This window comes from Aquimarina sp. AWH4_224, from assembly GCF_056160245.1.
This window is the reverse complement of record NZ_JBSWWU010000001.1, coordinates 61,298-86,260: the sequence shown is the minus strand read 5'-3', so window position 1 is coordinate 86,260 and position 24,963 is coordinate 61,298. Positions and strand designations below refer to the sequence as shown.

Genomic DNA, 24,963 nt, shown 5'->3' with positions numbered 1-24,963 from the left:
CTATTTTATTTTTCTGTATAATGTGATCAACCATGGAAATTTATTTCTTAAAATAAATTTCATTCGGTGAATTCCTTTATGAGGATTATTTATTTTGTGTTCTAAAAGCCGATCAATTTTTCCCTTTCGAATGTCATTCATCTGCTGAGTCTCAATTTCTTTATCTTTAAAAATAAAGAAATCATCAACCGACTTTGCCTTCTCCATTAATTCCCACCAAAAGTATCGTACTCCTTTACTCGCACCACCGATATCAAGTACGGTGTAAAACTTCTCGTATATGCCTTCATCAACATTGAAGCCATAATCATTAGGGTCTTTCCCATTCAATATTAATCCCAAAATTGTTCTGAAACACTTTTCGCAACTGCTACAGTTAAATTCTGTTCGTCTTTCAGAATAGCATACCCGTAATCTGAATTTGGTGTTTGTATTTGAAGCAAAACCAGCAATAAGATCAACTTTGTCTTGGCGCTTTAGTTCGTAACCATCATGAAACACTTTGATTCCACCTCCCCAGGTAATTTTTTCATCCATTTCTGGTGTAGAACCCCAGTCTATATCAATATTATCAGTGTATGAAGAAGCGATGTAAATCGATCCATAATTATATAAAAATGAAAGCGGAGCTAGAGCTCCTATTAGCGCCAAACCATGTTGTACTTTTCCCCACCAGCCAATATCATTAAGCAATAACTCTACTTGATAGGTATAAAAATCTCTAAGATTGGTTTCTATATATTCTTTATGGTTGTTTTTTAATAGCTCTTCATTTTCTATAAAGTCGGTAAACTCTGTCCACTGTTTTTGATCTTCTATCTCAATATCTGCTCCTAGCAAAGTAATTAAATCTGGCTTTTTCTCATAAGCTCTGATGTAAGTTGCATAAGCATCCACGCCTCCACTAAATAACATAGCTGCTTTATCACCTTTGCAATTGTTCTTTATTAAAGTTTTTGCAGTTAATCCTCCTGAAAGTGTTCTGGAAGTATCTCTCTTTTCAAATTCTTTCTTAACAACTTCTTGAGAATGATAGAAATCTTCATCTACCTCATCTACTTCTATGGTAAATCCAGCGAACCAAGCTATCGGAAGTAAATTAGACAAAAAAGGAATCACCGCTATACTATCGGGAACTGTACTTACATCTACCAAGTATTTGGAATACAAAGGTTTTTCCTGAACAAAGTACTTTTGCGCATTACCTTGGGTGGTATACGCATAATTTATTTTTTGACCATTATCAGAATACGAAATATGTTGTAGCTTAACTGTATCCATTCTTATTTTCGTTTCAGCACTGATGCTATTGGTTTGATAAATAATTGTTTTTCATAGTCCAGCATTCCCAAAAAGTACATTAGCGGAATAAATACTGCTGTATAGGTAATTCCTTTTATCACAAAATTAAGCCAACCTTCTCCAGGAATATAATTGATAAAATACCCTATGAAAATCACTAAAATTATAACCAAGGATGACTTATGTAACATTTCTCTGAAAAACCTAAAAATATTCAATCCGATGGTTTTATGATAGTAAAAATTCATTACGTTCTGCACAATCAACCATCCCCCTACAAGTCCAGAAATCATTCCTATAGCCCCATACTTATAAGCCAATAGCCATCCTGATAATGTGCCCAAAAACATAAAAACAAAATAGAGTATTGCTTTGAAGGACAATTTATTCTTTGCTTCAAGAATAGAGTTTCCAAAAGCCTGTAACAATGGCAAAGTATATCCAACCATAATAGCAACTGCAATAATATAGATTTCCTTACATTCACTTTGAGTATATCTTCCAGAGTTTTCAGCATCTCCTCCTCCAACCCATAAATTTATGAACTGCTCTCCATACAAGATAAAAGCTCCAAGCACATACATTAATATGATAAAAGACAACCTACCTAATTTAATCATCATACTTGTCAATTCCTCGCCAGATGCATTATTTACAGACATTTGTGTTGCCCTAGGTAAGAAAACACTAGATATAGCAGTTGAAAAAGTTCCATAATATGATCCTAGAGCAATCCCAATACCGTAAATACCAAGTACTTTTGGCAAACTCATAGATCCCAACACCCAACTTCCGGATTTCCACTGCAACATCGCTACTAATGAAAATACAAAGATCCAACCAGAATACTTAAAAATATGAAGGATATATTGTTTAGAAAGTTGATGAAGTTTAAACCTTACTTTTAATTTTTTGAAAACATAATACCCTGTAACCGTAATAGTAAACAAATTAAACAACGAATCTACTATCACCAATGATATCGCCTTACCACCAAACAAAAGAACTGCTACTATGGTTGCCGATCTAAGAAGGTACCTAATAATACCAACAGATTCTGGAAAAACGAAAGCTTCATACCCTTTGCAGATTCCTGTAAAAATCATACCAGGAAGATATATCGCCAGATTTATAATCAGAATTACAAACATGATCTTGGTAATTCTAATTTCCTCGGCATTGAACTTGGTAAAATAAGTATCTAGAAAGAAATAAAAAATAACACCCAGCAAGATAACCAGCATCGAGATAACAAAGTATATTAATCGCACCGTTGCCAGAAAATTCTCTTCACCTTTTCTATCCTTTTCTGCTCTGTATTTTGCAACGAAACGAACTACGGTGTTAGTTAAGCCAAAGTCCAAAAGAGCAATTGTGCCTATTAGTGCCCCAACAGCATTAAATATACCATATTCATCCTTTCCAATATTGCTAACGATGAACGGTGTCATCATTATTCCTATAACATTGGTAAGCACAATTTTTAAGTACGTAAGTAACGCTCCTTTCTTTAGTTGGCTCAATTTAGATGTATTAGTTGTTTAGTTGCTAAAATTAAAAACTCGGTAATACTTATAATCTTCCTTGTACATCTCCTTCCAGAATTCCTTTTACATCATAGAGAACCCCATTGGGCACCAGCAAAGTGTTAAGATCAACATCCAAATATTCTTTATGTGCTACCGTAAGAACAATCGCATCAAATTTTTGACTTGGAATATTAGTAGTCGTTTCTAGATTGTATTCATGCATTACTTCATCCGGATTTGCCCAAGGGTCATAAACCGTTACATTAGTTCCAAAATCCTTTAATTGATCAATTACATCAACGGCTCTCGTATTACGAACATCAGGGCAATTTTCCTTGAAGGTCACTCCCAATACTAAAACATTAGCTCCCTTGATATGAATATCATGTTTTACCATTAGCTTAATTACTTCGGAAGCAACATAATTCCCCATACTATCGTTTAATCTTCTACCTGCCAAAATAATCTCGGGATGATATCCAAATTCCTGTGCTCTTTGAGCCAGATAATAAGGATCTACTCCAATGCAATGTCCTCCTACCAAACCAGGTTTGAACGGTAAAAAATTCCACTTTGTTCCCGCAGCGGCAAGTACATCGTGTGTGTCGATATCCATTAAATTAAAGATTTTTGCCAACTCATTTACAAAAGCAATATTGATATCTCGTTGTGAATTTTCGATCACTTTTGCAGCTTCAGCTACCTTTATAGTTGGTGCAAGATGTGTTCCTGCTTCAATCACAGATGCATATAATGCATCTACCTTTTTTCCTATTTCTGGAGTAGAGCCTGCCGTAACCTTTAGGATTTTTTCAACGGTATGTTTCTTATCTCCAGGATTTATTCGTTCTGGAGAATACCCTGCATAAAAATCTGTATTAAATTTTAATCCGCTTATTCTTTCAAGAACCGGTATACATTCTTCTTCAGTAACTCCTGGGTATACTGTAGATTCATAAATAACTATGTCTCCTTTTTTAAGTACAGATCCAACAGTCTCACTAGACTTATACAAAGGTGTCAAATCCGGGCGGTTATTTTTATCCACCGGAGTAGGTACAGTAACTACATAGTAGTTACAATCCTTTATTTCTTCAATGTTATTAGTACAAAACAAACCATTTGATGTAAGATCATTATTCGTTTTCAATACCTCTTTCAACAAATCATCTTCTACTTCTAAAGTAGAATCCGTACCTGATTGCAATTCTGATATCCTATTTTGATTAATATCGAATCCTACTACAGGGAATTTTGTGGCGAATAATCTTGCTAACGGAAGTCCTACATATCCCAATCCGATTACTGCGATCCTAGTATCTTGCATAATGGTTGTTTATTTATTGTGTTTGCTGGTGAATAAGATTATAAATTATCCCAATACCACTTTACAGCTTCTTTTAATCCAGTTTTCATATCAAACTTAGGGTCATACCCCAAAAGAGCTTTTGCCTTATCTATAGAAGCCAACGAATGCGGAACATCGCCTTTTCGCTCTGGCCCATACTGTATATCCACATTAGCGATGTCGGCATCAAATTCTGATAAATATTCTTTTAATAATACTGTCAATTCATTAAGAGATGTTCTTTCACCAAATGCCGTATTGTATACATTATTCAATGCCTCTGTATTATCTGTTGTGATTGCACAAATATTCATCTGAATCACATTATCTATATAAGTAAAGTCTCTAGAAAAACTACCATCACCATTTATTACGGGTGATTCATGTTTCATCAATTGCATTACAAATTTAGGAATTACTGCGGCATATGCTCCCTCTGGATCTTGTTTACGTCCAAAAACATTAAAATAACGTAATCCAACAGTATCTAAATCATAAGTTCTTTTGAAGTTATCGGCATATAATTCATTCACATATTTGGTAATCGCATATGGAGAAAGTGGCTTACCGATATTTTCTTCAATCTTAGGTAAGGCCTTGGAGTCTCCATAGGTAGAAGAACTTGCCGCATACACAAAACGTTTAACTCCTGCATCTCTGGAAGCAACTAACATATTTAGAAATCCTCCAACATTTACCTCATTACTGGTTATTGGATCGTTTATAGAACGTGGAACAGACCCAAGTGCCGCTTGATGTAATACAAAATCTGCACCTTCACATGCTTTATGACAAGCATCCAAATCTCTAATATCTCCTTCTACAAAAGTAAAGTTCTGATGTTCTAGTAATGAAGAAATATTTTTTCTGTGTCCGGTAGCAAAATTATCCATTCCTACCACATTGCTGCCTAGATCCAATAAGGTTTCGCAAAGATTAGATCCAATAAAACCCGCAGCACCAGTCACGAGTATCCTTGAAGAACGCAACTGTTCTATCTGTTTAGTGTCCATGTATTATGTTTTAACCCCCTGTTTTTTAATCCCAAAACTATGATTTCCATAGCCAGCGCGAAATTAACATTTACCAAAAGAACATACAACATATGTTAAAGGGGATTTTACCCCTATTTAAATTCTGGGTGTGTCGGTTAACGTAAAAAAACAACCATTGAGCCTACGAAAACCATTTAATTAACTAAAAATCAGATATTTAATTTTTTAACGTTTTTTATTAACAATAACGTTTTCTTAATGTAAAAAAGACAAAATTAGTACTGTAATAATCGAATTAATTCTTCTTCAAAAACATTTTTTGCTAAGAACTGTTTTTCTAATCCTGAATCAAAAGGTATTGGTGTTTCTATACTCCCTACTCTTTTTACGGGTGCATCCAAAAACTCAAAACACTCTTCCATGATAAGAGCCGCTACTTCTGAAGCAATCCCTCCGAATAAAGTATCTTCTTGTAGCACAATTACCTTTCCGGTTTTCTTAACCGAGGCATAAATAGTAGTCGTGTCCAGAGGTTGTAATGTTCGTAAATCAATGACTTCTGCTGAAATAGCTTCATGCTTACTCAAAGTCTCCAACACCCAATGCACTCCCGCTCCATAACTAATAATGGTAATATCGTTTCCTTCCTTCAGAATAGAGGCCTGCCCTATAGGTAGATTGTAATAATCTTCTGGCACTTCTTGTCGAATACTACGGTATAATGCCTTATGCTCAAAAAACAGTATCGGGTTAGGATCTTCTACTGCACTAATTAATAAACCTTTTGCATCTTTTGGAAACGCTGGATATACCACTTTAAGCCCTGGCACTTTGGTAAACCATGCTTCATTGGTTTGACTATGAAAAGGGCCGGCTCCTACTCCTGCTCCACATGGCATACGAATCACTACATCGGCAGTTTGCCCCCATCTGTAATTGGATTTTGCCAATAAATTGACAATTGGATTGAATCCTGAAGACACAAAATCAGCAAATTGCATCTCTACCACAGCCTTATGATCATTTACAGACAACCCATATCCTGTAGAAACAATAGCAGATTCACAGATTGGAGTGTTTCTCACTCTTTGTTTACCGAATGCTTCGACAAAGCCTTCGGTTATTTTAAACACTCCTCCATACTCTGCAATATCTTGTCCCATTATTACAAGATCCTTATACTTTCCCATCGCTTGATACAAGCCTTGCGAGATTGCATCTATTAATCTCAATTCTTTGGAAGTCTCGTTTGGATCAACTCTATGAAAATCATGCGGAGCATACACATCTTTCATTTCTTTTTCTAGGTCTACGACAACATTCTCCTCCGCATTTGTTCGTTCCCAGTGCTCATCTATCTCTTGTTTAATAGCAACTTGTAAAGCTTCATCTTCAACAGATGATAAAAGACCTAAATCTTGTAAATAACTTCTATAATTGTCTATCGGATCTTTTGTTTGCCAAAAATCCATAAGCTCTTGAGGGACATATTTGGTTCCACTAGCTTCTTCATGTCCACGCATCCTAAACGTTTTAAATTCCAACAGTACAGGACGAGGATTCTCCCGAATACTTTTGACCAACCCGGCAACCTTGGTGTAGACTTCCAAAACATTATTTCCTTCGATTACATGAGATTCCATTCCGTACCCCTTTCCTCTATCTGCCAAATCTGTACAATTGTATTGTTCACTGGTTGGAGTAGATAAACCATAGCCATTATTTTCAACACAAAACAGTACGGGTAAACTCCATACAGAGGCTACATTCAGTGCTTCATGAAAATCACCTTCGCTAGTTCCTCCTTCTCCAGTAAATACAGCAGTAACCTTATTATTTTTCTTTAAAACATTAGCCAAAGAAATCCCACATGCTATCCCCATTTGTGGACCCAAATGAGAAATCATACCTACAATCTTAAATTCCTGCGTTCCAAAATGAAAGGAACGATCTCTACCATTCGTAAATCCGTTCGATTTACCTTGCCACTGAGAAAACAATCTGAATAATGGAATATTTCTTGTCGTAAATACCCCAAGATTTCTATGCATTGGCAAAATATATTCATCCTGATTCAATGCAGCAGTTACCCCAACGGCAATCGCTTCCTGCCCAATACCACTAAACCATTTTGAGATCTTACCTTGTCTTAGTAACACCAACATTTTTTCTTCAATCAATCTTGGTTTGACCATCTTCTCGTAAAGGGAAATTAAGGTCTCGTTGTCCAATTGCTTTCTATCAAATTGGAGGGGTGATTTTTCATCAGAAATGTAATCCATACATGAGAATTAAAAGAATAAATGTAATTATTTTTTGCTTCAGAAATCGCAGCAAAAAAGGAATATTATTAAGTAGTTGTTAATTTAATTCAAACAATCATACGAATTAATTAAATTTACCTTAGTTTCTTATTAATAATTCTAAAAATAATTAATTTGATCAGAAATTAAACCTTAAAACTTTTTGGAGAGAATCCATGGTTTTTATGTAAAATACACCTTATTTTAGTTCTTCAATAATTAAGCATATATCCAATGAATAATATACCTAGTATTGATTTAGCAGATTTTTTATCTGAAGACCCTGCTAAGAAGCAAAAATTTGTAAATGAAATAGGACGAGCCTACGAAGAAATAGGTTTTGTAGCTTTAAAAAATCATTTCTTAAGCGATCAGTTAGTAGAAAATCTATACAAAGAAGTTAAAAGTTTCTTTGCTTTACCTGTAGAAGCCAAGGAAAAGTATGAAATTGAAGGTCTAGGAGGTCAACGAGGATACACTTCTTTTGGAAAAGAACATGCTAAAGGGAAAAAAGAAGGTGATCTGAAGGAGTTTTGGCATTTTGGACAAGAACCTGATAAAGATGCTAACCTTATCGAAGAGTACCCCGAAAATATAGTGGTAGATGAACTTGAAGATTTTAATGCAACGGGTATGGAAGCCTACCGCATGCTGGAAAAAACAGGAATTTATGTATTAAGAGCATTGGCTTTATACATTGGTTTGGACGAAAATTATTTTGATCATTGGGCAAGTAACGGGAATAGCATTCTAAGACCGATTCACTACCCTCCTATTACCGAAGAACCAAAAGGTGCTGTACGCGCAGGTGCACATGGAGATATTAATTTGATCACACTGCTAATGGGTGCTTCAACAGGAGGCTTACAAGTACAACGTAAGGATGGGGAATGGATAGATGCTATACCCCAAGATGACGAATTGGTAATCAATGTGGGAGATATGTTAGAAAGACATACCAATAACAAGCTAAGATCTACTATACACAGGGTTGTAAATCCACCCAAAGAACAATGGGGTAAACCGAGATATTCTATACCTTTCTTTATGCACCCTAGAAGTGACATGAAGTTGAATTGTTTGGAAGAGTGTGTAACTTCTGAAAATCCAAAGCAATATGATGACATAACCGCTGGAGAGTTTTTGCATCAGCGGTTGGTAGAGATAGGATTGATAAAAAAATAGGCTAAGGATAATATGGATTTACAAGATCAATTGAAAAACCTTTTTCCTGATCACGAGTTTAACGAAGAGGAAAACCTTACAGAAGCACCAGAAGATAAACTATGGATGCAAGATGATCCAATAATTTGTAAGTATGAAAAGCGAAAGGGAAAACCTATTACCATTCTAGAGGGATATACGGGTGCTGATGAAGATTTTAAAAAATTAGCCAAAGAGTTAAAGACACGTTTAAGTGTGGGAGGTAGTTTTAAAAATGATGCTATCATTATACAGGGAGATTATCGTGATCAGATTATGAACATCCTAAAAGAGAAAGGATTTAAAGTAAAACGAGTAGGAGGTTAACATAATTACCTGTATTTTATTTTGGCAACAGGAGGAATATTACATATCACTAACGGAGACAGTCTAACAGATCGATTACAAGAGCTGCAACTTGTAGAAGGGGATTTTTTTACATGGCGCGAAATGTTATGCGAAGGCCCCACCTCTGTTAAAATAGAAAGCGATGACGGCATAAAAAAACGAAAAGATTTTTTAAAGAAATACTACCGTATCGCGCCTAACGATTATGAAACTAAATTTGTTTCTCAGCTGCAACTACTAGATAATCTTCAAAACTATGATGAAATTATCTTGTGGTTCGAATATGATCTGTTTTGTCATATCAATATGATTGCTGCTATAAGCCTACTGATGAGAAAAGGAATACAAGATATACCAATCTATCTTGTATGCAGTGGAAGAACAGAGAGTGATAAAAAATTAATGGGTTTATGCGAACTGTCTACGGCACAATTAAAAATACATTATCAAAATAAAATATTGCTTTCACTAGATGATCTAGAATTAGCTGATTATGTCTGGACATTATATTGCGAATCTAATCCTAAAAAGATCGCAGGTCAGATCAAAAAACAATCTTCTTTTGAATACCTTTCTATTTGTTTAAGAGCTCATTTACAGCGTTTCCCGAATATGCTCACCGGATTGAACATATTAGAACACAACATCCTTGAAATGATCGACAAATATCAAATAAAAAATGTTCGTCAACTTATGGGATATGCATTAGAATATCAAGGGTATTATGGATATGGAGATATGCAAATGAAAAGAGTAATTGCAAGACTCTTTCAATTTTTGGATCAAACCAAAGATCAACTCAATTTGTCCGAAAGAGGTAAGCTAGCTCTGAAAAGTAAAAAGAATTTTTACAACACTCAAAAGTTAGATTGGTATTACGGAGGAGTAAAAAAATACGATTATTTGTACAATACAGAAACGCATACCCTATTAAAACTATAATATGCCTATAGCCGAATCAGAACTCATTCTCAATACAGACGGTAGTATCTATCACCTTAATTTAAAGCCAGAACATTTAGCACAAACTATTATTACTGTAGGGGATCCCGATCGTGTAAACGATGTAACCAAATATTTCGAATCTGTAGAGTTTGTAATTCGAAAACGAGAATTTCATACACAAACTGGCTCCTATAAAGGTCATAGAATTACAGTGATTTCTACAGGAATTGGCACAGACAACATAGATATTGTTTTAAATGAGTTAGACGCATTAGTAAATATTGATCTGAATACACGAGAAGTTAAACCAGAACTTACTTCTCTAAATATCATAAGAATAGGCACCTCTGGTTCTGTACAAAAAGAAATTGATGTAGATAGTTTTGTTATTTCGGAGATGGCCATCGGATTTGATAGTCTTCTTCATTTCTATAAAAGTGAATCCATACAGCAAAAAGAACTATCAGCATCTTTGATAGAGCATTTGAACTGGAGTACAAACAAATCACTCCCCTATGCAGTTGAGTATGACGAAAAGTTAGGAAAACAGATGCATAGCTCACTTACCCAAAAAGGGATAACCGCGACTAACGTTGGGTTTTATGGACCACAAGGAAGAGTATTGCGACTTGCAATTCCTGATAAAAAAATGAATGATAAGATTACTTCATTTAGGTACAATGAAAAAAGGATAACTAATTTGGAGATGGAGACTGCGGGAATTTATGGAATGGCAAAGCTTTTAGGTCATAAAGCTGTTTCAATGAATGCAATTTTAGCGAATAGAGTTACAGGAACATTCAGCGAACATCCAAAACAAACTGTGGACCAACTTATTGAATACACACTATCTAAAATCATAAATTTCAATACAACTAAATAACTAACAAAAAAAGATGAGTACGAATACTCATCTTTTTATCATTAAAATATTATGAAAATAATTAGGGCAATTTTGATTCTTTATTAACCAAACAATATTTTGAGACTTATCAGTAAATTTGTTAATAATAAAACCCCGATAAAAACTACAATTCCATTTTCAACAGGATTATTTTTTAACTTGGCAACCTTTACATAAGTGTTTTTGGTTTTAAGAAAATTCTTTTTCATAGCAATTGTTTTTATTTTGGGTTTGAACTTATTATCAAATATACTCTTGAATGGAAGAATAATAGGTCAAATATAAAAAAAAGAATTTAATTTCATCGTTAAAAAACAAAAATAATCGATGAAATACATGTTTTTATTAATTTGTTACGCATGCATACTATAAAAATAGGAGGAGTTCCTGAACATTTTAACCTACCTTGGCACCTAACCATAGAAGATGAAAGCTATCAAAAAGAAGGTATACAACTTGAATGGACCGATTATTATGGCGGTACTGGAGCTATGTGTGAGGCGTTACGTGCTTCAGAAATTGATATGGCAATTATTCTTACCGAAGGCATCGTTAAAGATATTATAGGTGGTAATCCATCCAAAATTGTACAAACCTATATTCAAACACCATTAATATGGGGTATACATGTTGCATCTAACTCTCCTTACACCGAATTATCTCAATTAGAAAATACCAAAGTAGCTATAAGCCGATATGGTTCTGGTTCTGAACTAATGGCTTATATGAATGCACAATCACAGAATTGGGATACTTCTTCATTAAGCTTTGAAGTCACGCAAAATTTAAACGGAGCTATAGACGCACTTACTGCAGGAAAAGCCGACTATTTTATGTGGGAACATTTTACTACCAAGCCTTTGGTAGATAATGGAACTTTCAGAAGAGTTGCAGATTATCCAACCCCATGGCCATGTTTTGTCATTGCAGTAAGAGATGAAATTATAAAAACAAAACATGATCAAATAGAAAAAATCCTGAATATTATCAATACAACAACGGCTGATTTCAAAAACATCCCAAGTATAGATCGAACCCTTTCTTATAGATATGATCAGCGTTTAGAGGATATCCAAAAATGGCTAACCATAACTCAATGGAGTCAATCAATTATCGATCAAAAGACACTTCTTTATATTCAACAACAATTACACGCGTTGAATATTATTGATGAAACCATTTCTCCCGAAGATTTGATGTATAGATTTTAATCTTATTAAATTTTAAAATATTTTTTTAAACTGAGGTAGGGTGTTTTAGGTTTAAAACGTTTTATACTAAAGGAATGTTAAAAAATTAAGAGTAAAACTATAATATATATGAAGATCAGAGTCAAAATTTATCAAACCGTTAATAATTAATTATCTATAACTCAAATACATACAGAAATAAAATATTTTTGTACATTTGCCAAGCCTACCCCAATGAACTAATTATTAACGCATAAGCAACCATTTTGTATTCAATGCATCTAATAATTAACTAACAAATCACTATGACTACTTTTTTACTAATACTAATAGGTTTGATCGCCTTTAACTTTGTGCTGTTGCGCTTTAGTATGCAATCTGTAGATGGCAGAAAGAAAAAGGCCAAGGCCAAAGGAAAAATCAACCACATCAATACCAGCAAAGCAAAAAGCTCAGAAATACAAACTGCAGCGTAGCTACCATTGTATTTTGGTTTGATTTGTTTGCAATAAGTATTCATTTACCTTACTGAAATGCTTATTACCAAACCAGTATCCTCTATTCGCACTAAGTGGTGAGGGATGCCCACTTGTTAGTACGTAATGCTTATTCTTATTTATTTTTGCTCCTTTCTTTTTAGCAAAACCACCCCATAGTAAAAACACCACCTTTTCTTTTTTATCAGAAATACATTTGATAACAGCATCCGTAAATTTCTCCCATCCTCTATTTTGATGAGAACCTGCTTGATGCGCTCTTACCGTTAAAGTTGCGTTCAAAAGCAATACACCTTGTTTCGCCCATCGTTCCAGATTTCCGGTTTCTGGAAAAGGAATCTCTAGATCAGTTTCTATCTCTTTAAATATATTGATTAATGATGGTGGCATTGCTATACCATCATTTACAGAGAAACACAAACCATTGGCTTGCCCTACCCCATGATACGGATCTTGACCGATAATCACTACTTTTACTTCGTCAAAGCTACAGTAGTCAAAAGCCGAAAAGATTCTAGAACCTGCGGGATAACAAGTATTACTTCCATATTCCATCTTTACGAAGTTAACCAACTCTGAAAAATAGGGTTTGTCAAATTCTTCTTTTAGCTGTTCTTTCCAGCCGGGTTCAATATTTACATCCATCTACACGATAAATTATTCTAATTATGTACTTTTGCTTCTCTTAAAAACTTGAGAAATATAGGCCAAAAAAATGGCTTTAAAAAAGTATGATTCGTATTTCTGAAAAAACACTTAAGGACCTAGAATTAGATAAAGTTCTTGTGCATGTTGCCGAGTTATGTGTTACTGATTATGGTAAATCAAAAGCTTTGCAAATCACTCCGCATGAGAGCAAAGAACTTTTAATGATCTCCTTACAGCATGTTAATGAATATAAATCATCTTATCTCAACGATGCCCGTATTCCAAATCATGGATTTGATAGTATCAATAAGGAAATCCAGCTCCTCAACATTGAAAATACGTTTTTGGAAGCGTCAAACTTGAAAAAATTAGTTTCCATAAGTGTTACTTGTAATGACCTATTACATTTTTTCAAATCTAATAGAGAGCTTTACCCTTTTCTATATCAAACATCGACCGAAATACCTTTTACCAAAGAAATTATTCTTTGTGTTGATGCTGTAATAGATAAGTTTGGAGAAGTAAAAGACAATGCTTCGGCAGTTTTATTACAACTCAGAAAACGAATAAACATCATCCAAGGAAAACTGAATGGAAGTTTTGGCAAGGATCTTACCCATTACAACAGCTTAGGGTATTTGGATGAAATCAAGGAAAGTGTAGTTGACAATAGAAGAGTCCTAGCTGTAAAATCCATGTATCGCCGCAAAGTAAAAGGAGCGATTATGGGAAATTCCAAAACAGGCAGCATTGTATATATTGAACCTGAAACTACTTTACAATTTAGTCGTGAACTAAGCAATCTGAAATATGAAGAACGAGAAGAGGTAGTAAAAATTCTGAAACAGCTCACCAACAAACTACGTCCGTTTACAGAATTATTACAGGAGTATCAGGAATACTTGAGTGATATCGATATTGTAGGCGCAAAATCAAAATATGCCAACCAGTTAAATGCGGTGCTTCCAAAAATAACAGACAGTAGAGAATTATCCCTAAAAGATGCTTATCATCCTTTATTGTATCTCAGCAATATAGAAAAGGGAGAAAAAACATTTCCGCAAACCATATCTCTCGACCAGAATAATAGAATAATAGTGATCTCTGGGCCTAATGCTGGAGGAAAAAGTATCACGCTAAAGACTATTGGCTTATTGCAAGTAATGTTGCAAAGTGGTATTTTAATTCCGGTGCACGAATACAGCAGAATGTGCTTGTTTGATGTAATTCTTACTGATATTGGAGATAATCAATCCATAGAAAATCATTTGAGTACCTATAGTTATCGCCTGAAGAATATGAATTACTTTCTTCGGAAATGTAATGACAAAACCTTATTCCTGATTGATGAATTTGGTACCGGATCCGATCCAGAATTAGGAGGTGCACTGGCTGAAGCTTTTCTCGAAGTATTCTACGAAAGAGAATCTTTTGGAATCATTACCACACATTACGCAAATTTAAAAATGTTGGCTAATGAGCTTCCGAACATGACCAATGCCAATATGCTTTTTGACTCAAGAACGCTATTACCTCTTTTCAAATTACATCTAGGAGAAGCAGGTAGTTCATTTACCTTTGAGGTTGCTCAAAAAAATGGCATTCCATATAGCTTAATCAACAAAGCCAAGAAAAAAGTAGAGCGAGGCAAGATTAGATTTGATAAAAGTATCGCAAACCTGCAAAAGGAACGATCAAAGCTTCAAAAAACAACTTCTTCCTTAAAAACCAAAGAGCAAAAAGCAGAGGCTCAAAAAGAAAAATTAGAGAAAATCAACGATCGTATACAGCGAAAACTTGAAAGCTATCAAGAACTTTATGATGCGAATCAACGTATGATATACCTTGGTCAAAAAGTGAATGATCTAAGCGAGAAGTATTTCAATAACAAAAGAAAGCGCGAATTGATTAATGAATTTCTAAAAATCGTAGAAGTAGAAAATTCGAAACGAAAAAAACAATCCGTCAAAGAACGCAAGATCAAGAAAACCAAGGAACAAAAGGTTGTAAAAGAAGTTACCGAAAAAGTAAAAGTAATTCGGGAAAAGAAAAAAGAAGAAAAAAAGAAAGAAGAAAAAATAATACAAAACAAACCCAAAGTTACCCTAAAAGTTGGAGATCGGGTTCGCATGATCGATGGAAAATCAGTAGGAACGATTGATACTATCGAAAAGGAAAAAGCGATTGTAAACTATGGTGTTTTTACTACAAATGTTACTCTGGATCAATTAGAGTTTGTAGAACGATCAAAGAAATAAAAGCCAACACTATATTGGTAACTATCCCCTGTTAAAGTATACTTAAACCACTTTTCTGCGCGTTTTATCTTTATATATTTGGTGCAATTACAATCAAAATTGCACTAAAGAATTATGCGAAAGTTACTCCTAGTTATTGGTTTTAGTCTTTTAATTCCGATCAATAGTATTGCTCAAAAGCCAAATAAACCAACCTCTGCAGAAATCCATGAAGCCATCAAAAAGTTGAACTTCCTTGGCTCTGTATTGTATGTAGCTGCTCATCCGGATGATGAGAATACTAGACTTATTTCCTACATGGCCAATAAGGTAAAAGCAAGAACGGCGTATCTTTCTTTAACCAGAGGTGATGGTGGACAAAATTTGATTGGACCAGAAATTCGAGAACTTCTTGGGGTGATCAGAACACAAGAACTATTAGCAGCAAGAAGAACCGACGGTGGTGAACAAATATTCACCAGAGCCAATGATTTTGGATTTTCAAAACACCCAAATGAAACCTTATCTATTTGGGATAAAAATCAGGTGATGAGTGATGTGGTATGGGCCATCAGAAAGTTCAAACCAGACATTATTATCAATCGTTTCGATCATAGAACTCCAGGTACAACGCACGGTCATCATACCACTTCGGCGATGTTGAGCGAAGAAGCTTTTGATCTAACCGCAGATTCTTCTGTTTTCCCGGATCAATTAGAATATGTATCTACCTGGCAACCCAAGCGATTGTTTTTTAATACTTCTTGGTGGTTCTACGGGAGTAGAGAAAATTTCGAAAAAGCAGACAAATCAAAGTTAATGTCTTTTGATACGGGTGTTTTTTACCCTGAGATAGGCTTATCTAATACTGAAATTGCTTCGCTTAGTCGAAGTCAACACAAATCTCAAGGATTTGGAAGTACTGGTTCTAGAGGAAAACAAAAAGAATATGTCGAAATTATAAAAGGAGATCTTCCACAAGATAAAACTAATGTCTTTGATGGTATTGACACTTCCTGGAACAGAGTTAAAGGAGGTAAAGCCATAGGTGATATCTTATATCAAGTTGAAAAGGATTTTGATTTCAGAAATCCCTCTGCTTGTGTACCTCAATTGGTCAAAGCTTATTCCTTAATACAACAGTTAGAAGATGAACATTGGAAAACGTTGAAATCAAAAGAAATAAAGGAAATCATTACTGCAGCTTCCGGTCTTTATCTCGAAGCAGTTTCTGCTGAATCTAATAGTTCTTTGGGTAATGATGTTGAAATAAAAATTGAAGCCATTAATAGAAGTGCAAGCTCAATTACTTTAAAATCTATCACACTTGATGCTATAGGAAGTACTCAAAATGTCGAGAAAGTATTAGCTAATAACGAAAAGCAAACTATTGATTTAAAAGGTAAAATACCTGCATCGTTTGAGGCAACAAACCCTTATTGGTTAAATGAAAAAGGAACCTTAGGGATGTACAAGGTAGACGATCGTAACCTTATTGGTAAACCGGAAACTGATCATAAAATAAAAGCTGTTTTTAATCTTGATATCGAAGGCACACCTGTTTCTTTTACCAAAGATGTGGTTTATAAAACTAATGATCCTGTAAAAGGTGAGGTTTACAAACCTTTTGAAATCATCCCCGTAGTATCTGCAGGAATAAAAGATAAAGTAATTATTTACGCTAACGGGCCTTCAAAACAAGTACCGGTTACCATTAAGTCTGGTAAAGCTAATTTGAAAGGATCTATTACTTTAGACCATCCACAAGGCTGGAGTATTGAACCTTCTAACATAGATTTTCAGTTAGCACAAAAAGGAGAAGAAAAAACAGTGGTTTTTAAACTCACTGCTCCGCAACAACAAAGTGAAGGGTATATTTCTCCCAAAATAACTGTAGATGGAAAAACGTATTCCAAAGAGTTAATTACTATAGATTATGATCATATTCCATTTCAAACGGTAGCCTTGCCTTCTCAAACTAAAGTAGTTCGCTTAGACATCAAGAAAAAAGGACAGAATATTGGTTATATAGAAGGTGCCGGAGATGTTGTTCCCGAAAGTCTAGAACAAATAGGATATAAAGTAACGACTATACATCCAGAATCTATTTCGCCCGAAACCTTATCGGCATACGATGCCATTGTAGTGGGTATTAGAGCTTATAATACTGTAGAAGAACTCAAATTCAAACAGCAAACCTTATTAGATTATGTAAAAAATGGAGGGAATCTTGTAATACAATATAATACAAGTCATCGACTAAAGGTAAAAGACAACTTAGGTCCCTTTCCTATCCAACTGTCTAGAGATCGGGTTACCGACGAAAATGCAGAAATTACATTTTTGGCCCCAGATCATCAGGTGCTAAACACTCCTAATAAAATCTCTTCTCAGGATTTTTCGGGTTGGGTGCAAGAGAGAGGCTTATATTTTCCTAGCAAATGGTCTAGCGAATACACTCCTATTTTGGCGGCAAATGATAAAGGAGAGTCTCTAAAAAAAGGGCCTTTATTAGTAGCTCAGTATGGTAAAGGATATTACGTATATACCGGATTAAGTTTCTTTCGAGAATTCCCTGCGGGAGTATCTGGTGCTTATCGTTTATTTGCTAATATGTTATCTTTAGGAAAATAAAAGATCTAAAAGCATGAAGAACGAAGAGAAATTTGTTTGGAAAAAATGGTATTCGATGATACTTATTGCAAATGCAGTGTATATTCTTTTATTCTATCTCATCACCGCAAAGTTTTCATAAATAGCTTTAGTTTAAAATTTTCAACCCACCTAATCAAACACTATGCAAAGTATAGACTGGATAGTTCTCATTATCACTTTATTGTTTATTGTGCTTTACGGAGCCTGGAAAACCAAAGGAAGTAAAAATGTTCAAGAGTATATCCGTGGTGGTAACGAAGCAAAATGGTGGACAGTAGGTTTATCCGTAATGGCAACTCAAGCCAGTGCGATAACCTTTTTATCTACTCCAGGACAAGCTTTTCATAGCGGGATGGGATTCGTTCAGTTTTATTTTGGACTTCCAATCGCCATGGTGGTGATTTGTATGATATTTATTCCTTTATACCATAAACTTAATGTATATACAGCTTACGAATATCTGGAAAGCAGATTTGATCTCAAAACCAGGAGCTTAACGGCTATCTTATTTTTGGTCCAAAGAGGATTATCTGCAGGGATTACCATTTTTGCTCCTGCTATTATTTTATCTGCCGTTTTAGGTTGGAATCTCACTACCCTAAATATTATTATTGGAGTTTTGGTAATTATCTATACAGTCACCGGAGGTACCAAAGCAGTAAGTGTGACTCAAAAACAACAAATGGCCATTATCTTTTCGGGGATGTTCATTGCTTTTTTCTTAATCATAAGTTATCTACCAGAAGGAGTGACATTTAGCAAAGCATTGGAAATTGCAGGTGCCAGTGGCAAGATGGATATATTGGATTTTTCTTTTGATATGGACAATCGTTACACTTTTTGGAGTGGAATTATAGGAGGAAGTTTCCTGGCCCTCTCCTACTTTGGAACGGACCAAAGTCAGGTGCAGCGTTATTTGTCGGGAAAATCGATTAAAGAGAGTCAATTAGGTTTGCTATTTAACGCTCTTTTAAAAGTGCCTATGCAATTCTTTATTCTATTGGTTGGAGTTATGGTTTTTGTTTTTTATCAATTCAACCCTTCTCCACTTAATTTTAATCCAAAGGCCAAAGAAGTCATTGAAAGCTCAGAATACCAATCAGCGTATCAAAACTTAGAAGCAGAGAATCGGCAAGTATATACCGAAAAAAAGAAAGTACAAAATGAATATGTACGACACCTAAACGAAGGGAATACTGATAATACAGAGAGCACTGCTGCTTTGCAAAATCAAATTAAAACATTGAATGCAGAAGATATTGCTAATCGTGAGGCAGCCAAAACTCTAATCGAAAAAGCAGATGCTAATGTAGAAACCAATGATAAAGATTATGTATTCATACATTTTATATTAAACAACTTACCAAGAGGATTAATTGGTTTGCTTTTGGCGGTAATTTTGTCTGCTGCGATGTCATCTACCGCTTCAGAATTAAACGCGCTGGCGTCTACTACGGCTATCGATCTATACAAACGTAATGTCAAAACCAATAAGACCGATAAGCATTTTGTTAATGCATCAAAGCTTTTTACCCTTTTATGGGGTATTCTCGCCATCTTGGTGGCTTGTTTTGCTAATTTATTCGACAACCTAATTCAGCTTGTTAATATCATAGGTTCTATTTTTTATGGAAATGTACTCGGTATCTTCTTACTTGCTTTCTTTATAAAGTATGTAAAAAGTAATGCCACCTTCATCGCAGCCATTATCACCCAAGTAATTGTTATCATAGGATGGTACAATGACTGGATGCCCTATTTATGGCTGAACCTATTTGGCTGCGTATTGGTAATGGGTATCGCCATTATGATACAATCCGTAATGGGGTCAAATAATGATCCATTGGAAGAAGAGAATTACAAAATGTAAGTTAATTGAAATTAGTGATGAATAATCGCTTCAGAAAGGTAAGAAGTAAGTGATTTTTGATACCCGTGATATCGCTGCATTACCGCATCTATTTCATCCAGTATAGCTTTAGGGAACTTTGTAGTACTATCTAATACTTTACTTATTTTTTCTATGGTATCCTGCAGTCTATGACCATCATGATTTAACCTTAAAAACTTATCATACATCTCCGAAGTACAAGGCTCACATTGGTAAGAATGTAATCGAGCCAACATTCTGGTTAGTTCTCGATTCATCAAATTCAATCTCATAAAATGAGGTTGCCTAATGGACTTGTTTTCTAGAGTAGCTGATTTATTCATGGTAATAAGGTTTTAAGGTGAGAATTACCTAAATATAAGGAATTTAACATAAACTCACAAAACTTAAGTAGTTTTAAATCTGATAATTACGAATATTTCAACAAAATAAACTCGTAGTATCAATTCGATAACAAAAACAAAAAAGAACGGGTATTTACCTGTTTTTATGAGAAGAAAACAAGCCCTTTTTAACTATTTTTGATAACACTATTAATGAAATATCTTCTATGTCTTCAAATCAATCTATACAATGGGGAATTATTGGTTGCGGTAAAATCGCTCAAAAATTTGCAGAAGATTTACAATCGGTTCCAAATGCTTCACTACATGCAGTAGCAAGTAGAGATCAAGAAAAGGCAAAACGCTTTGGAGATGAATTCAAAAGTACAATGAGTTATGGTAGTTACGAAGCATTGGTTAAAGATCCTGATGTTGAAGTAATTTATATTGCAACACCTCATGTGTTTCATTATGAAAACACCATACTTTGCCTCAATCACAAAAAAGCAGTATTGTGCGAGAAGCCATTTGCGATGAATCTGAAACAAGTAACCGAAATGATAGAAGCTGCCAAATCTAATAATGTATTTCTGATGGAGGCACTCTGGACATATTTCCTACCTCACTACCGATATGTATTGGAATTGATCCAATCTAAGAAACTTGGTGAAATTAAAAACCTTGAAGCAGATTTTGGCTTTTCTGCTCCATTTGATCCCAACGGAAGAATTTTCAACAAAAGCCTTGGTGGAGGAAGCATTTTGGATGTAGGTATTTATCCGCTTTTTGCTGCGTTGAGTCTTATAGGGTACCCAGATAGTGTCAAAGCAGAAGCAGAAATTGGTGATACTGGTGTTGATCATAAGTGTAGAATGATACTGAAATATCAAAATGATGTGGAGGCTAATTTATTTAGTGCAATTACACAACAAACCCAAACAATGGCAAAGATCGAATTAGAATATGGTACGATTATGATCAATAGTCGTTTTCACGAACCATCTTCGGTAACTATTGAAAAAGATGGTAAAACAGAGTTATTTGAATTCCCTGTGACCACCAATGGCTACAATTTTGAGGCTGAACATGTACAACAAATGTTGCTTCAAAAAAGAACCGAAAGTGACATTATGACTTTTGAAAAAAGCCTACAGCTAATTAAGCTATTAGACAACGTAAGAAATGAAGTAAGTCTTCAGTATTAAAGTATATCAAATAACAAAAGCGTTCCAGTTGGTTTGGAACGCTTTTCTGATCTGTGTGTGTGAAAAAGAGTGATTATTTAGCCCCCCACTCTGCAAGGGAATCTTTATTCAATTTTACGTAATCGGCATTTCCAGCCTTCTCTGCTAATTCTAACGATGTTTTAGCAGCTTTTATTGCCCCATCCTTGTCTCCTTTTTTTGCATAGATCAAAGATTGTTGTCTGTGAAACCAGAACGCAGGCTCTTTTCTCATCGAAATTGCTTTGTCAATATGTTCCGCAGCTTTATCAAAGTTTTCGATTTCTTTATAGAAAACTGCAGCTTGATAATGATCTCCTGCAGATGGTCCAGCCATAACTTGCTCGATACTAGCTAACGCCTTTTTCTTACTTGGCACTTCAATTTTTACCGCTGCCTCAGTATTTGCCCAAATAATGTTCATTGTAGCACCACTCATTGTAAAATCACTGAACATGATCGTAAAAGTTTCCACATTCATAGGTAATGTATTTGCTTTTACAGTCGCAGTAGCGGCTACTTTAGAATCATCCCAATTTCTTGGAGTACCCCAGTTATTTGCATCGCTATAAAAAATTACTTCCCAGTTTTCTTTTCCTGGTTTAGTAAAAATCGCATAAGTACCTTTTTTAAGCTCTTTACCTTCTACTTTTACATCATCACCAAATGTGATTTGAGTATTTTTGTTTGCACCTGTTCTCCATAGTTTATCATAAGGAACTAGGTTTCCAAAAATAGTTCTTCCTTTCATACTAGGTCGAGAATACTCTACAGCAACATCGGTCAATCCAATAACCTGCTCAATCTTAGAAGAAGGACTAGGTTGAGGAGTTTTTACTTGTGCTTCTATGCCAAACGACAAGAGCGCAGCAGAAAGAAATAAGACAATTTTTTTCATTGTGTGTTAATTTAGTTTGTGATTTGTTTCAATAATAACGGTAACGAAAATAAGGATTACACATACATAATGAGTTAACAAAAACTTAAAATAAGGAATAGTATATTTGTCTCGTTTTAATAAAAATTATGCGAACATACATTTCAGAAACCATTGGAACCTTTAGTTTGATATTTTGTGGTACTGGAGCCATGACCATTAACGAAGTTACAGGAGGCGACGTATCTCATGTAGGAATAGCCATTACCTGGGGACTTATTGTTATGGCCATGATCTATGCTTTTGGTGAAATATCCGGTGCTCATTTTAACCCAGCAGTTACCATAGCCTTTGCCTATGCAAAAAAGTTTGAATGGAAAGAGGTTCCCAAATATATTTTGGCACAATGCATTGGTGCTATCCTAGCAAGTTCCGTACTGCTTTTTCTATTTCCGGAGAGTGAGTACCTAGGAGGTACCATACCCTCTATAGATCCTTATAAAGCTTTTGTTCTAGAAACACTACTTACCTATTTTCTAATGGTGGTTATCATCAATGTATCTACAGGATCAAAAGAAACAGGAACTATGGCCGGCATCGCTATTGGAGGTGTTGTGCTGTTAGAAGCTATGTTTGCCGGTCCGGTAACCAAAGCATCAATGAATCCTGCAAGATCCCTTGGACCTGCACTATTATCTGGACACTGGGAGCATCAATGGCTATATTTTATCGCTCCGGTAATTGGAGCTTTGCTGGCTGTTTTAACCTGCAGAATTGTGAAACCAGACAATTGCTGTGATGATTGTTAAGATTTCTTAGCTTTTTCTAGCCCCTGTAATTTGCAAAACTCCTTATTTTTAACATATATTTATCATACAATTAACCTATTTCCCCCTTATGAAGCATTTTTCGAACGAATTTTGCCAGATGGAGTTACATGATCAATTTGTTATCCTCACTATTAACGAAAATGTGGATCTTACCCTTGATAGAGCGTCTATTATAAGAGACAAGCTACGTGAGCATTATAAAGCTCAGGATTTTTTGATGATTAGTTATAGAAAATTTAAACACAACGTAAGTACCGACATTTATAAACAAGGCCAATTATCAAACATGAAGGGCCTTGCTATAGTTTCTGAAGATAATGAAGTAAGAAACAAAGCCATTATGGAACAAGAATTATATGGTAAATCTTTTGTGTTTTTTAGCTGTGTTGACGAAGCAATCTCCTGGGCAGAAGCTTACTTCTAATGTTAAAATTTATTGTTGTTTAACAATTTAACCTTTTTAGTTAAACAAAATGATTGTATTTTTACTTCAAATTCTTGAAGTATGAAAATCTATACCCTAAGAGCAAAACAAAACCTACCTATTTCTGTTGATCAAGCCTGGAAATTTCTTTCCGACCCAAAAAACTTAAAAACCATTACTCCTGATTATATGGGATTCCAAATTGTATCTGGTGCCGACCGAGAAATGTATCCGGGTCAGATCATTCAATATATTGTGACTCCAATAGCTGGTATCAAAAACAAATGGGTTACAGAAATCACGCATGTTGAGGACAAATTATACTTTGTTGACGAACAAAGGTTTGGTCCATACGCCCTTTGGCATCATAAACACTTCATTAAAGAGATCCCTGGCGGTGTCGAGATGGAAGATATCATTGATTATAAAGTTCCTTTTGGACTATTAGGACAAATGGTTCATCCTATATTGGTTAAACCCAAACTAACAGAGATTTTTAATTATAGAAAACATAAATTAGAAGAACTATTTGGTACCTTAGAGTCTAATAACAACTACCAAATCCTATTTACTTAATCCCTTGGGAATATGAAAAGAAAAAATATTTTATTGATCGGAGGAAGCCATGGTATTGGTTTCGAAATTGCTTTAAAACTATATAGCGAACACAATATATACATCGCGTCCAGAACCTCAGAAAATTTGGGAAATCTAGAAGTAACCCATATTCCTTATGATGCTTCCAAGGATGAAATAGACTCTTCTGCCCTTCCAGAAAGAATTGACGGTTTTGTTTATTGTCCTGGGAGTATTAACCTGAAGCCTTTCAAAATGTTGAATCCAAAAGCTTTTGAAGAGGATATGCAAATCAATTTCATGTTTTTAGTAAAAATTATTCATACGATCTTACCAAAACTGAAAAACTCTGAGCAAGCAAGTTTGATATTTTTCAGTACTGTAGCCGTAAAAGTTGGAATGCCATTTCATACCAGTATCGCGGCCGCAAAAGGAGCGATAGAAGGTTTTGCAAAAGCACTGGCAGCAGAATATGCTCCACAATTTAGGGTAAATGTTATTGCACCTTCGTTAACCGAAACTCCATTAGCCAAACGTTTATTAGGAAACGAAAAAAAGAAAGAGTTGATGAATAATCGACATCCAATGAAACGAGTAGGACAAGCAGAAGATATTGCAAATATTGCACGATTCTTACTCAGTGACGACAGTAGTTGGATTACAGGACAAGTTATCGGTGTTGATGGAGGAATGTCTACCCTAAACGTCAATTAAT

General features: G+C 34.9%; 23 protein-coding genes. 14 read left to right on the top strand and 9 right to left on the bottom strand.

Annotated features, from left to right (window positions below):
- The 5 genes from ACXAGJ_RS00355 to ACXAGJ_RS00335 all read right to left on the bottom strand — a co-directional run bounded on the left by ACXAGJ_RS00355 (position 1) and on the right by ACXAGJ_RS00335 (position 7,456).
- Positions 1 to 1,281, bottom strand: a complete 1,281-nt coding sequence (locus ACXAGJ_RS00355) for a hypothetical protein (RefSeq protein ID WP_474836095.1) — start codon at positions 1,279 to 1,281, stop codon at positions 1 to 3.
- A gap of 2 nt (positions 1,282 to 1,283) precedes the next feature.
- Positions 1,284 to 2,825, bottom strand: coding sequence for a lipopolysaccharide biosynthesis protein (locus ACXAGJ_RS00350; protein WP_474836093.1), 1,542 nt, complete (start codon positions 2,823 to 2,825; stop codon positions 1,284 to 1,286).
- Positions 2,826 to 2,874: 49 nt separating this feature from the next.
- On the bottom strand, positions 2,875 to 4,158 hold the full coding sequence (locus ACXAGJ_RS00345; RefSeq protein ID WP_474836091.1) for a nucleotide sugar dehydrogenase: 1,284 nt from the start codon (positions 4,156 to 4,158) through the stop codon (positions 2,875 to 2,877).
- A 38-nt stretch (positions 4,159 to 4,196) separates the two neighbouring features.
- Entirely contained in the window at positions 4,197 to 5,192 is a 996-nt protein-coding gene (locus ACXAGJ_RS00340; RefSeq protein ID WP_474836089.1) for an SDR family oxidoreductase, read from the bottom strand.
- Positions 5,193 to 5,449: 257 nt separating this feature from the next.
- Positions 5,450 to 7,456, bottom strand: a complete 2,007-nt coding sequence (locus tag ACXAGJ_RS00335; protein WP_474836087.1) for an alpha-ketoacid dehydrogenase subunit alpha/beta — start codon at positions 7,454 to 7,456, stop codon at positions 5,450 to 5,452.
- Positions 7,457 to 7,711: 255 nt separating this feature from the next.
- On the opposite strand from ACXAGJ_RS00335, the gene ACXAGJ_RS00330 reads away from it, so the two are divergent.
- The 4 genes from ACXAGJ_RS00330 to ACXAGJ_RS00315 are packed head-to-tail and all read left to right on the top strand — an operon-like array spanning position 7,712 to position 10,856.
- Complete coding sequence (locus ACXAGJ_RS00330; RefSeq protein ID WP_474836085.1) at positions 7,712 to 8,662, top strand: isopenicillin N synthase family dioxygenase; 951 nt, start codon at positions 7,712 to 7,714, stop codon at positions 8,660 to 8,662.
- 12 nt (positions 8,663 to 8,674) lie between these two features.
- Entirely contained in the window at positions 8,675 to 9,007 is a 333-nt protein-coding gene (locus tag ACXAGJ_RS00325; RefSeq protein ID WP_474836083.1) for a translation initiation factor, read from the top strand.
- Between the two features lie 21 nt (positions 9,008 to 9,028).
- Positions 9,029 to 9,970, top strand: coding sequence for a DUF1835 domain-containing protein (locus ACXAGJ_RS00320; protein ID WP_474836081.1), 942 nt, complete (start codon positions 9,029 to 9,031; stop codon positions 9,968 to 9,970).
- Position 9,971: 1 nt separating this feature from the next.
- Positions 9,972 to 10,856, top strand: a complete 885-nt coding sequence (locus tag ACXAGJ_RS00315; RefSeq protein ID WP_474836079.1) for a nucleoside phosphorylase — start codon at positions 9,972 to 9,974, stop codon at positions 10,854 to 10,856.
- Between the two features lie 83 nt (positions 10,857 to 10,939).
- On the opposite strand, the gene ACXAGJ_RS00310 is transcribed toward ACXAGJ_RS00315, so the two are convergent.
- A complete protein-coding gene (locus ACXAGJ_RS00310) occupies positions 10,940 to 11,086 on the bottom strand; it encodes a hypothetical protein (protein WP_474836077.1) in 147 nt (48 codons plus the stop codon).
- A gap of 150 nt (positions 11,087 to 11,236) precedes the next feature.
- On the opposite strand from ACXAGJ_RS00310, the gene ACXAGJ_RS00305 reads away from it, so the two are divergent.
- Together ACXAGJ_RS00305 and ACXAGJ_RS00300 are read left to right on the top strand one after the other, a co-directional pair.
- Complete coding sequence (locus ACXAGJ_RS00305) at positions 11,237 to 12,088, top strand: substrate-binding domain-containing protein (RefSeq protein ID WP_474836075.1); 852 nt, start codon at positions 11,237 to 11,239, stop codon at positions 12,086 to 12,088.
- 284 nt (positions 12,089 to 12,372) lie between these two features.
- Positions 12,373 to 12,543, top strand: coding sequence for a hypothetical protein (locus tag ACXAGJ_RS00300; protein WP_474836073.1), 171 nt, complete (start codon positions 12,373 to 12,375; stop codon positions 12,541 to 12,543).
- Here ACXAGJ_RS00300 and ACXAGJ_RS00295 read toward each other — a convergent pair whose 3' ends face one another.
- Positions 12,544 to 13,209 carry a uracil-DNA glycosylase gene (locus tag ACXAGJ_RS00295; RefSeq protein WP_474836071.1) on the bottom strand — a complete coding sequence of 222 codons (666 nt, stop codon included), beginning with the start codon at positions 13,207 to 13,209 and terminating at the stop codon, positions 12,544 to 12,546.
- A gap of 86 nt (positions 13,210 to 13,295) precedes the next feature.
- On the opposite strand from ACXAGJ_RS00295, the gene ACXAGJ_RS00290 reads away from it, so the two are divergent.
- From ACXAGJ_RS00290 to ACXAGJ_RS00280, 3 genes are all read left to right on the top strand, one after another.
- Positions 13,296 to 15,470 carry an endonuclease MutS2 gene (locus ACXAGJ_RS00290; RefSeq protein WP_474836069.1) on the top strand — a complete coding sequence of 725 codons (2,175 nt, stop codon included), beginning with the start codon at positions 13,296 to 13,298 and terminating at the stop codon, positions 15,468 to 15,470.
- Positions 15,471 to 15,584: 114 nt separating this feature from the next.
- Complete coding sequence (locus ACXAGJ_RS00285; protein WP_474836067.1) at positions 15,585 to 18,083, top strand: PIG-L family deacetylase; 2,499 nt, start codon at positions 15,585 to 15,587, stop codon at positions 18,081 to 18,083.
- Positions 18,084 to 18,246: 163 nt separating this feature from the next.
- Positions 18,247 to 19,974, top strand: coding sequence for a sodium:solute symporter family protein (locus ACXAGJ_RS00280; protein ID WP_474836065.1), 1,728 nt, complete (start codon positions 18,247 to 18,249; stop codon positions 19,972 to 19,974).
- Between the two features lie 11 nt (positions 19,975 to 19,985).
- Here the strand turns inward: ACXAGJ_RS00280 and ACXAGJ_RS00275 are convergent, their stop codons facing one another.
- Positions 19,986 to 20,318 carry a hypothetical protein gene (locus ACXAGJ_RS00275; protein WP_474836063.1) on the bottom strand — a complete coding sequence of 111 codons (333 nt, stop codon included), beginning with the start codon at positions 20,316 to 20,318 and terminating at the stop codon, positions 19,986 to 19,988.
- Positions 20,319 to 20,545: 227 nt separating this feature from the next.
- Between ACXAGJ_RS00275 and ACXAGJ_RS00270 the strand changes: the two genes are divergently transcribed.
- Entirely contained in the window at positions 20,546 to 21,523 is a 978-nt protein-coding gene (locus tag ACXAGJ_RS00270; RefSeq protein ID WP_474836061.1) for a Gfo/Idh/MocA family protein, read from the top strand.
- A gap of 73 nt (positions 21,524 to 21,596) precedes the next feature.
- Here ACXAGJ_RS00270 and ACXAGJ_RS00265 read toward each other — a convergent pair whose 3' ends face one another.
- Positions 21,597 to 22,439 carry a DUF2911 domain-containing protein gene (locus tag ACXAGJ_RS00265; RefSeq protein WP_474836059.1) on the bottom strand — a complete coding sequence of 281 codons (843 nt, stop codon included), beginning with the start codon at positions 22,437 to 22,439 and terminating at the stop codon, positions 21,597 to 21,599.
- Positions 22,440 to 22,567: 128 nt separating this feature from the next.
- On the opposite strand from ACXAGJ_RS00265, the gene ACXAGJ_RS00260 reads away from it, so the two are divergent.
- The 4 genes from ACXAGJ_RS00260 (at position 22,568) to ACXAGJ_RS00245 (ending at position 24,962) form a co-directional block, all read left to right on the top strand.
- On the top strand, positions 22,568 to 23,227 hold the full coding sequence (locus tag ACXAGJ_RS00260; protein ID WP_474836057.1) for an MIP/aquaporin family protein: 660 nt from the start codon (positions 22,568 to 22,570) through the stop codon (positions 23,225 to 23,227).
- A gap of 88 nt (positions 23,228 to 23,315) precedes the next feature.
- A complete protein-coding gene (locus ACXAGJ_RS00255) occupies positions 23,316 to 23,672 on the top strand; it encodes a hypothetical protein (protein WP_474836055.1) in 357 nt (118 codons plus the stop codon).
- A gap of 81 nt (positions 23,673 to 23,753) precedes the next feature.
- Complete coding sequence (locus tag ACXAGJ_RS00250; RefSeq protein WP_474836053.1) at positions 23,754 to 24,248, top strand: SRPBCC family protein; 495 nt, start codon at positions 23,754 to 23,756, stop codon at positions 24,246 to 24,248.
- A gap of 12 nt (positions 24,249 to 24,260) precedes the next feature.
- Positions 24,261 to 24,962 carry an SDR family NAD(P)-dependent oxidoreductase gene (locus ACXAGJ_RS00245; RefSeq protein ID WP_474836051.1) on the top strand — a complete coding sequence of 234 codons (702 nt, stop codon included), beginning with the start codon at positions 24,261 to 24,263 and terminating at the stop codon, positions 24,960 to 24,962.
- Position 24,963: the final 1 nt, after the last annotated feature.

Excerpts from the sequence above, each read along its gene's own strand:
- ACXAGJ_RS00270 (WP_474836061.1), top strand. The coding sequence starts at position 20,546 with ATGTCTTCAAATCAATCTATACAATGGGGAATTATTGGTTGCGGTAAA.
- ACXAGJ_RS00300 (WP_474836073.1), top strand. The coding sequence starts at position 12,373 with ATGACTACTTTTTTACTAATACTAATAGGTTTGATCGCCTTTAACTTT.
- ACXAGJ_RS00355 (WP_474836095.1), bottom strand. The coding sequence starts at position 1,281 with ATGGATACAGTTAAGCTACAACATATTTCGTATTCTGATAATGGTCAA.
- ACXAGJ_RS00325 (WP_474836083.1), top strand. The coding sequence starts at position 8,675 with ATGGATTTACAAGATCAATTGAAAAACCTTTTTCCTGATCACGAGTTT.
- ACXAGJ_RS00260 (WP_474836057.1), top strand. The coding sequence starts at position 22,568 with ATGCGAACATACATTTCAGAAACCATTGGAACCTTTAGTTTGATATTT.
- ACXAGJ_RS00265 (WP_474836059.1), bottom strand. The coding sequence starts at position 22,439 with ATGAAAAAAATTGTCTTATTTCTTTCTGCTGCGCTCTTGTCGTTTGGC.
- ACXAGJ_RS00305 (WP_474836075.1), top strand. The coding sequence starts at position 11,237 with ATGCATACTATAAAAATAGGAGGAGTTCCTGAACATTTTAACCTACCT.
- ACXAGJ_RS00295 (WP_474836071.1), bottom strand. The coding sequence starts at position 13,209 with ATGGATGTAAATATTGAACCCGGCTGGAAAGAACAGCTAAAAGAAGAA.
- ACXAGJ_RS00315 (WP_474836079.1), top strand. The coding sequence starts at position 9,972 with ATGCCTATAGCCGAATCAGAACTCATTCTCAATACAGACGGTAGTATC.
- ACXAGJ_RS00290 (WP_474836069.1), top strand. The coding sequence starts at position 13,296 with ATGATTCGTATTTCTGAAAAAACACTTAAGGACCTAGAATTAGATAAA.
- ACXAGJ_RS00335 (WP_474836087.1), bottom strand. The coding sequence starts at position 7,456 with ATGGATTACATTTCTGATGAAAAATCACCCCTCCAATTTGATAGAAAG.
- ACXAGJ_RS00310 (WP_474836077.1), bottom strand. The coding sequence starts at position 11,086 with ATGAAAAAGAATTTTCTTAAAACCAAAAACACTTATGTAAAGGTTGCC.
- ACXAGJ_RS00255 (WP_474836055.1), top strand. The coding sequence starts at position 23,316 with ATGAAGCATTTTTCGAACGAATTTTGCCAGATGGAGTTACATGATCAA.
- ACXAGJ_RS00245 (WP_474836051.1), top strand. The coding sequence starts at position 24,261 with ATGAAAAGAAAAAATATTTTATTGATCGGAGGAAGCCATGGTATTGGT.
- ACXAGJ_RS00250 (WP_474836053.1), top strand. The coding sequence starts at position 23,754 with ATGAAAATCTATACCCTAAGAGCAAAACAAAACCTACCTATTTCTGTT.
- ACXAGJ_RS00345 (WP_474836091.1), bottom strand. The coding sequence starts at position 4,158 with ATGCAAGATACTAGGATCGCAGTAATCGGATTGGGATATGTAGGACTT.
- ACXAGJ_RS00280 (WP_474836065.1), top strand. The coding sequence starts at position 18,247 with ATGCAAAGTATAGACTGGATAGTTCTCATTATCACTTTATTGTTTATT.
- ACXAGJ_RS00340 (WP_474836089.1), bottom strand. The coding sequence starts at position 5,192 with ATGGACACTAAACAGATAGAACAGTTGCGTTCTTCAAGGATACTCGTG.
- ACXAGJ_RS00275 (WP_474836063.1), bottom strand. The coding sequence starts at position 20,318 with ATGAATAAATCAGCTACTCTAGAAAACAAGTCCATTAGGCAACCTCAT.
- ACXAGJ_RS00330 (WP_474836085.1), top strand. The coding sequence starts at position 7,712 with ATGAATAATATACCTAGTATTGATTTAGCAGATTTTTTATCTGAAGAC.
- ACXAGJ_RS00285 (WP_474836067.1), top strand. The coding sequence starts at position 15,585 with ATGCGAAAGTTACTCCTAGTTATTGGTTTTAGTCTTTTAATTCCGATC.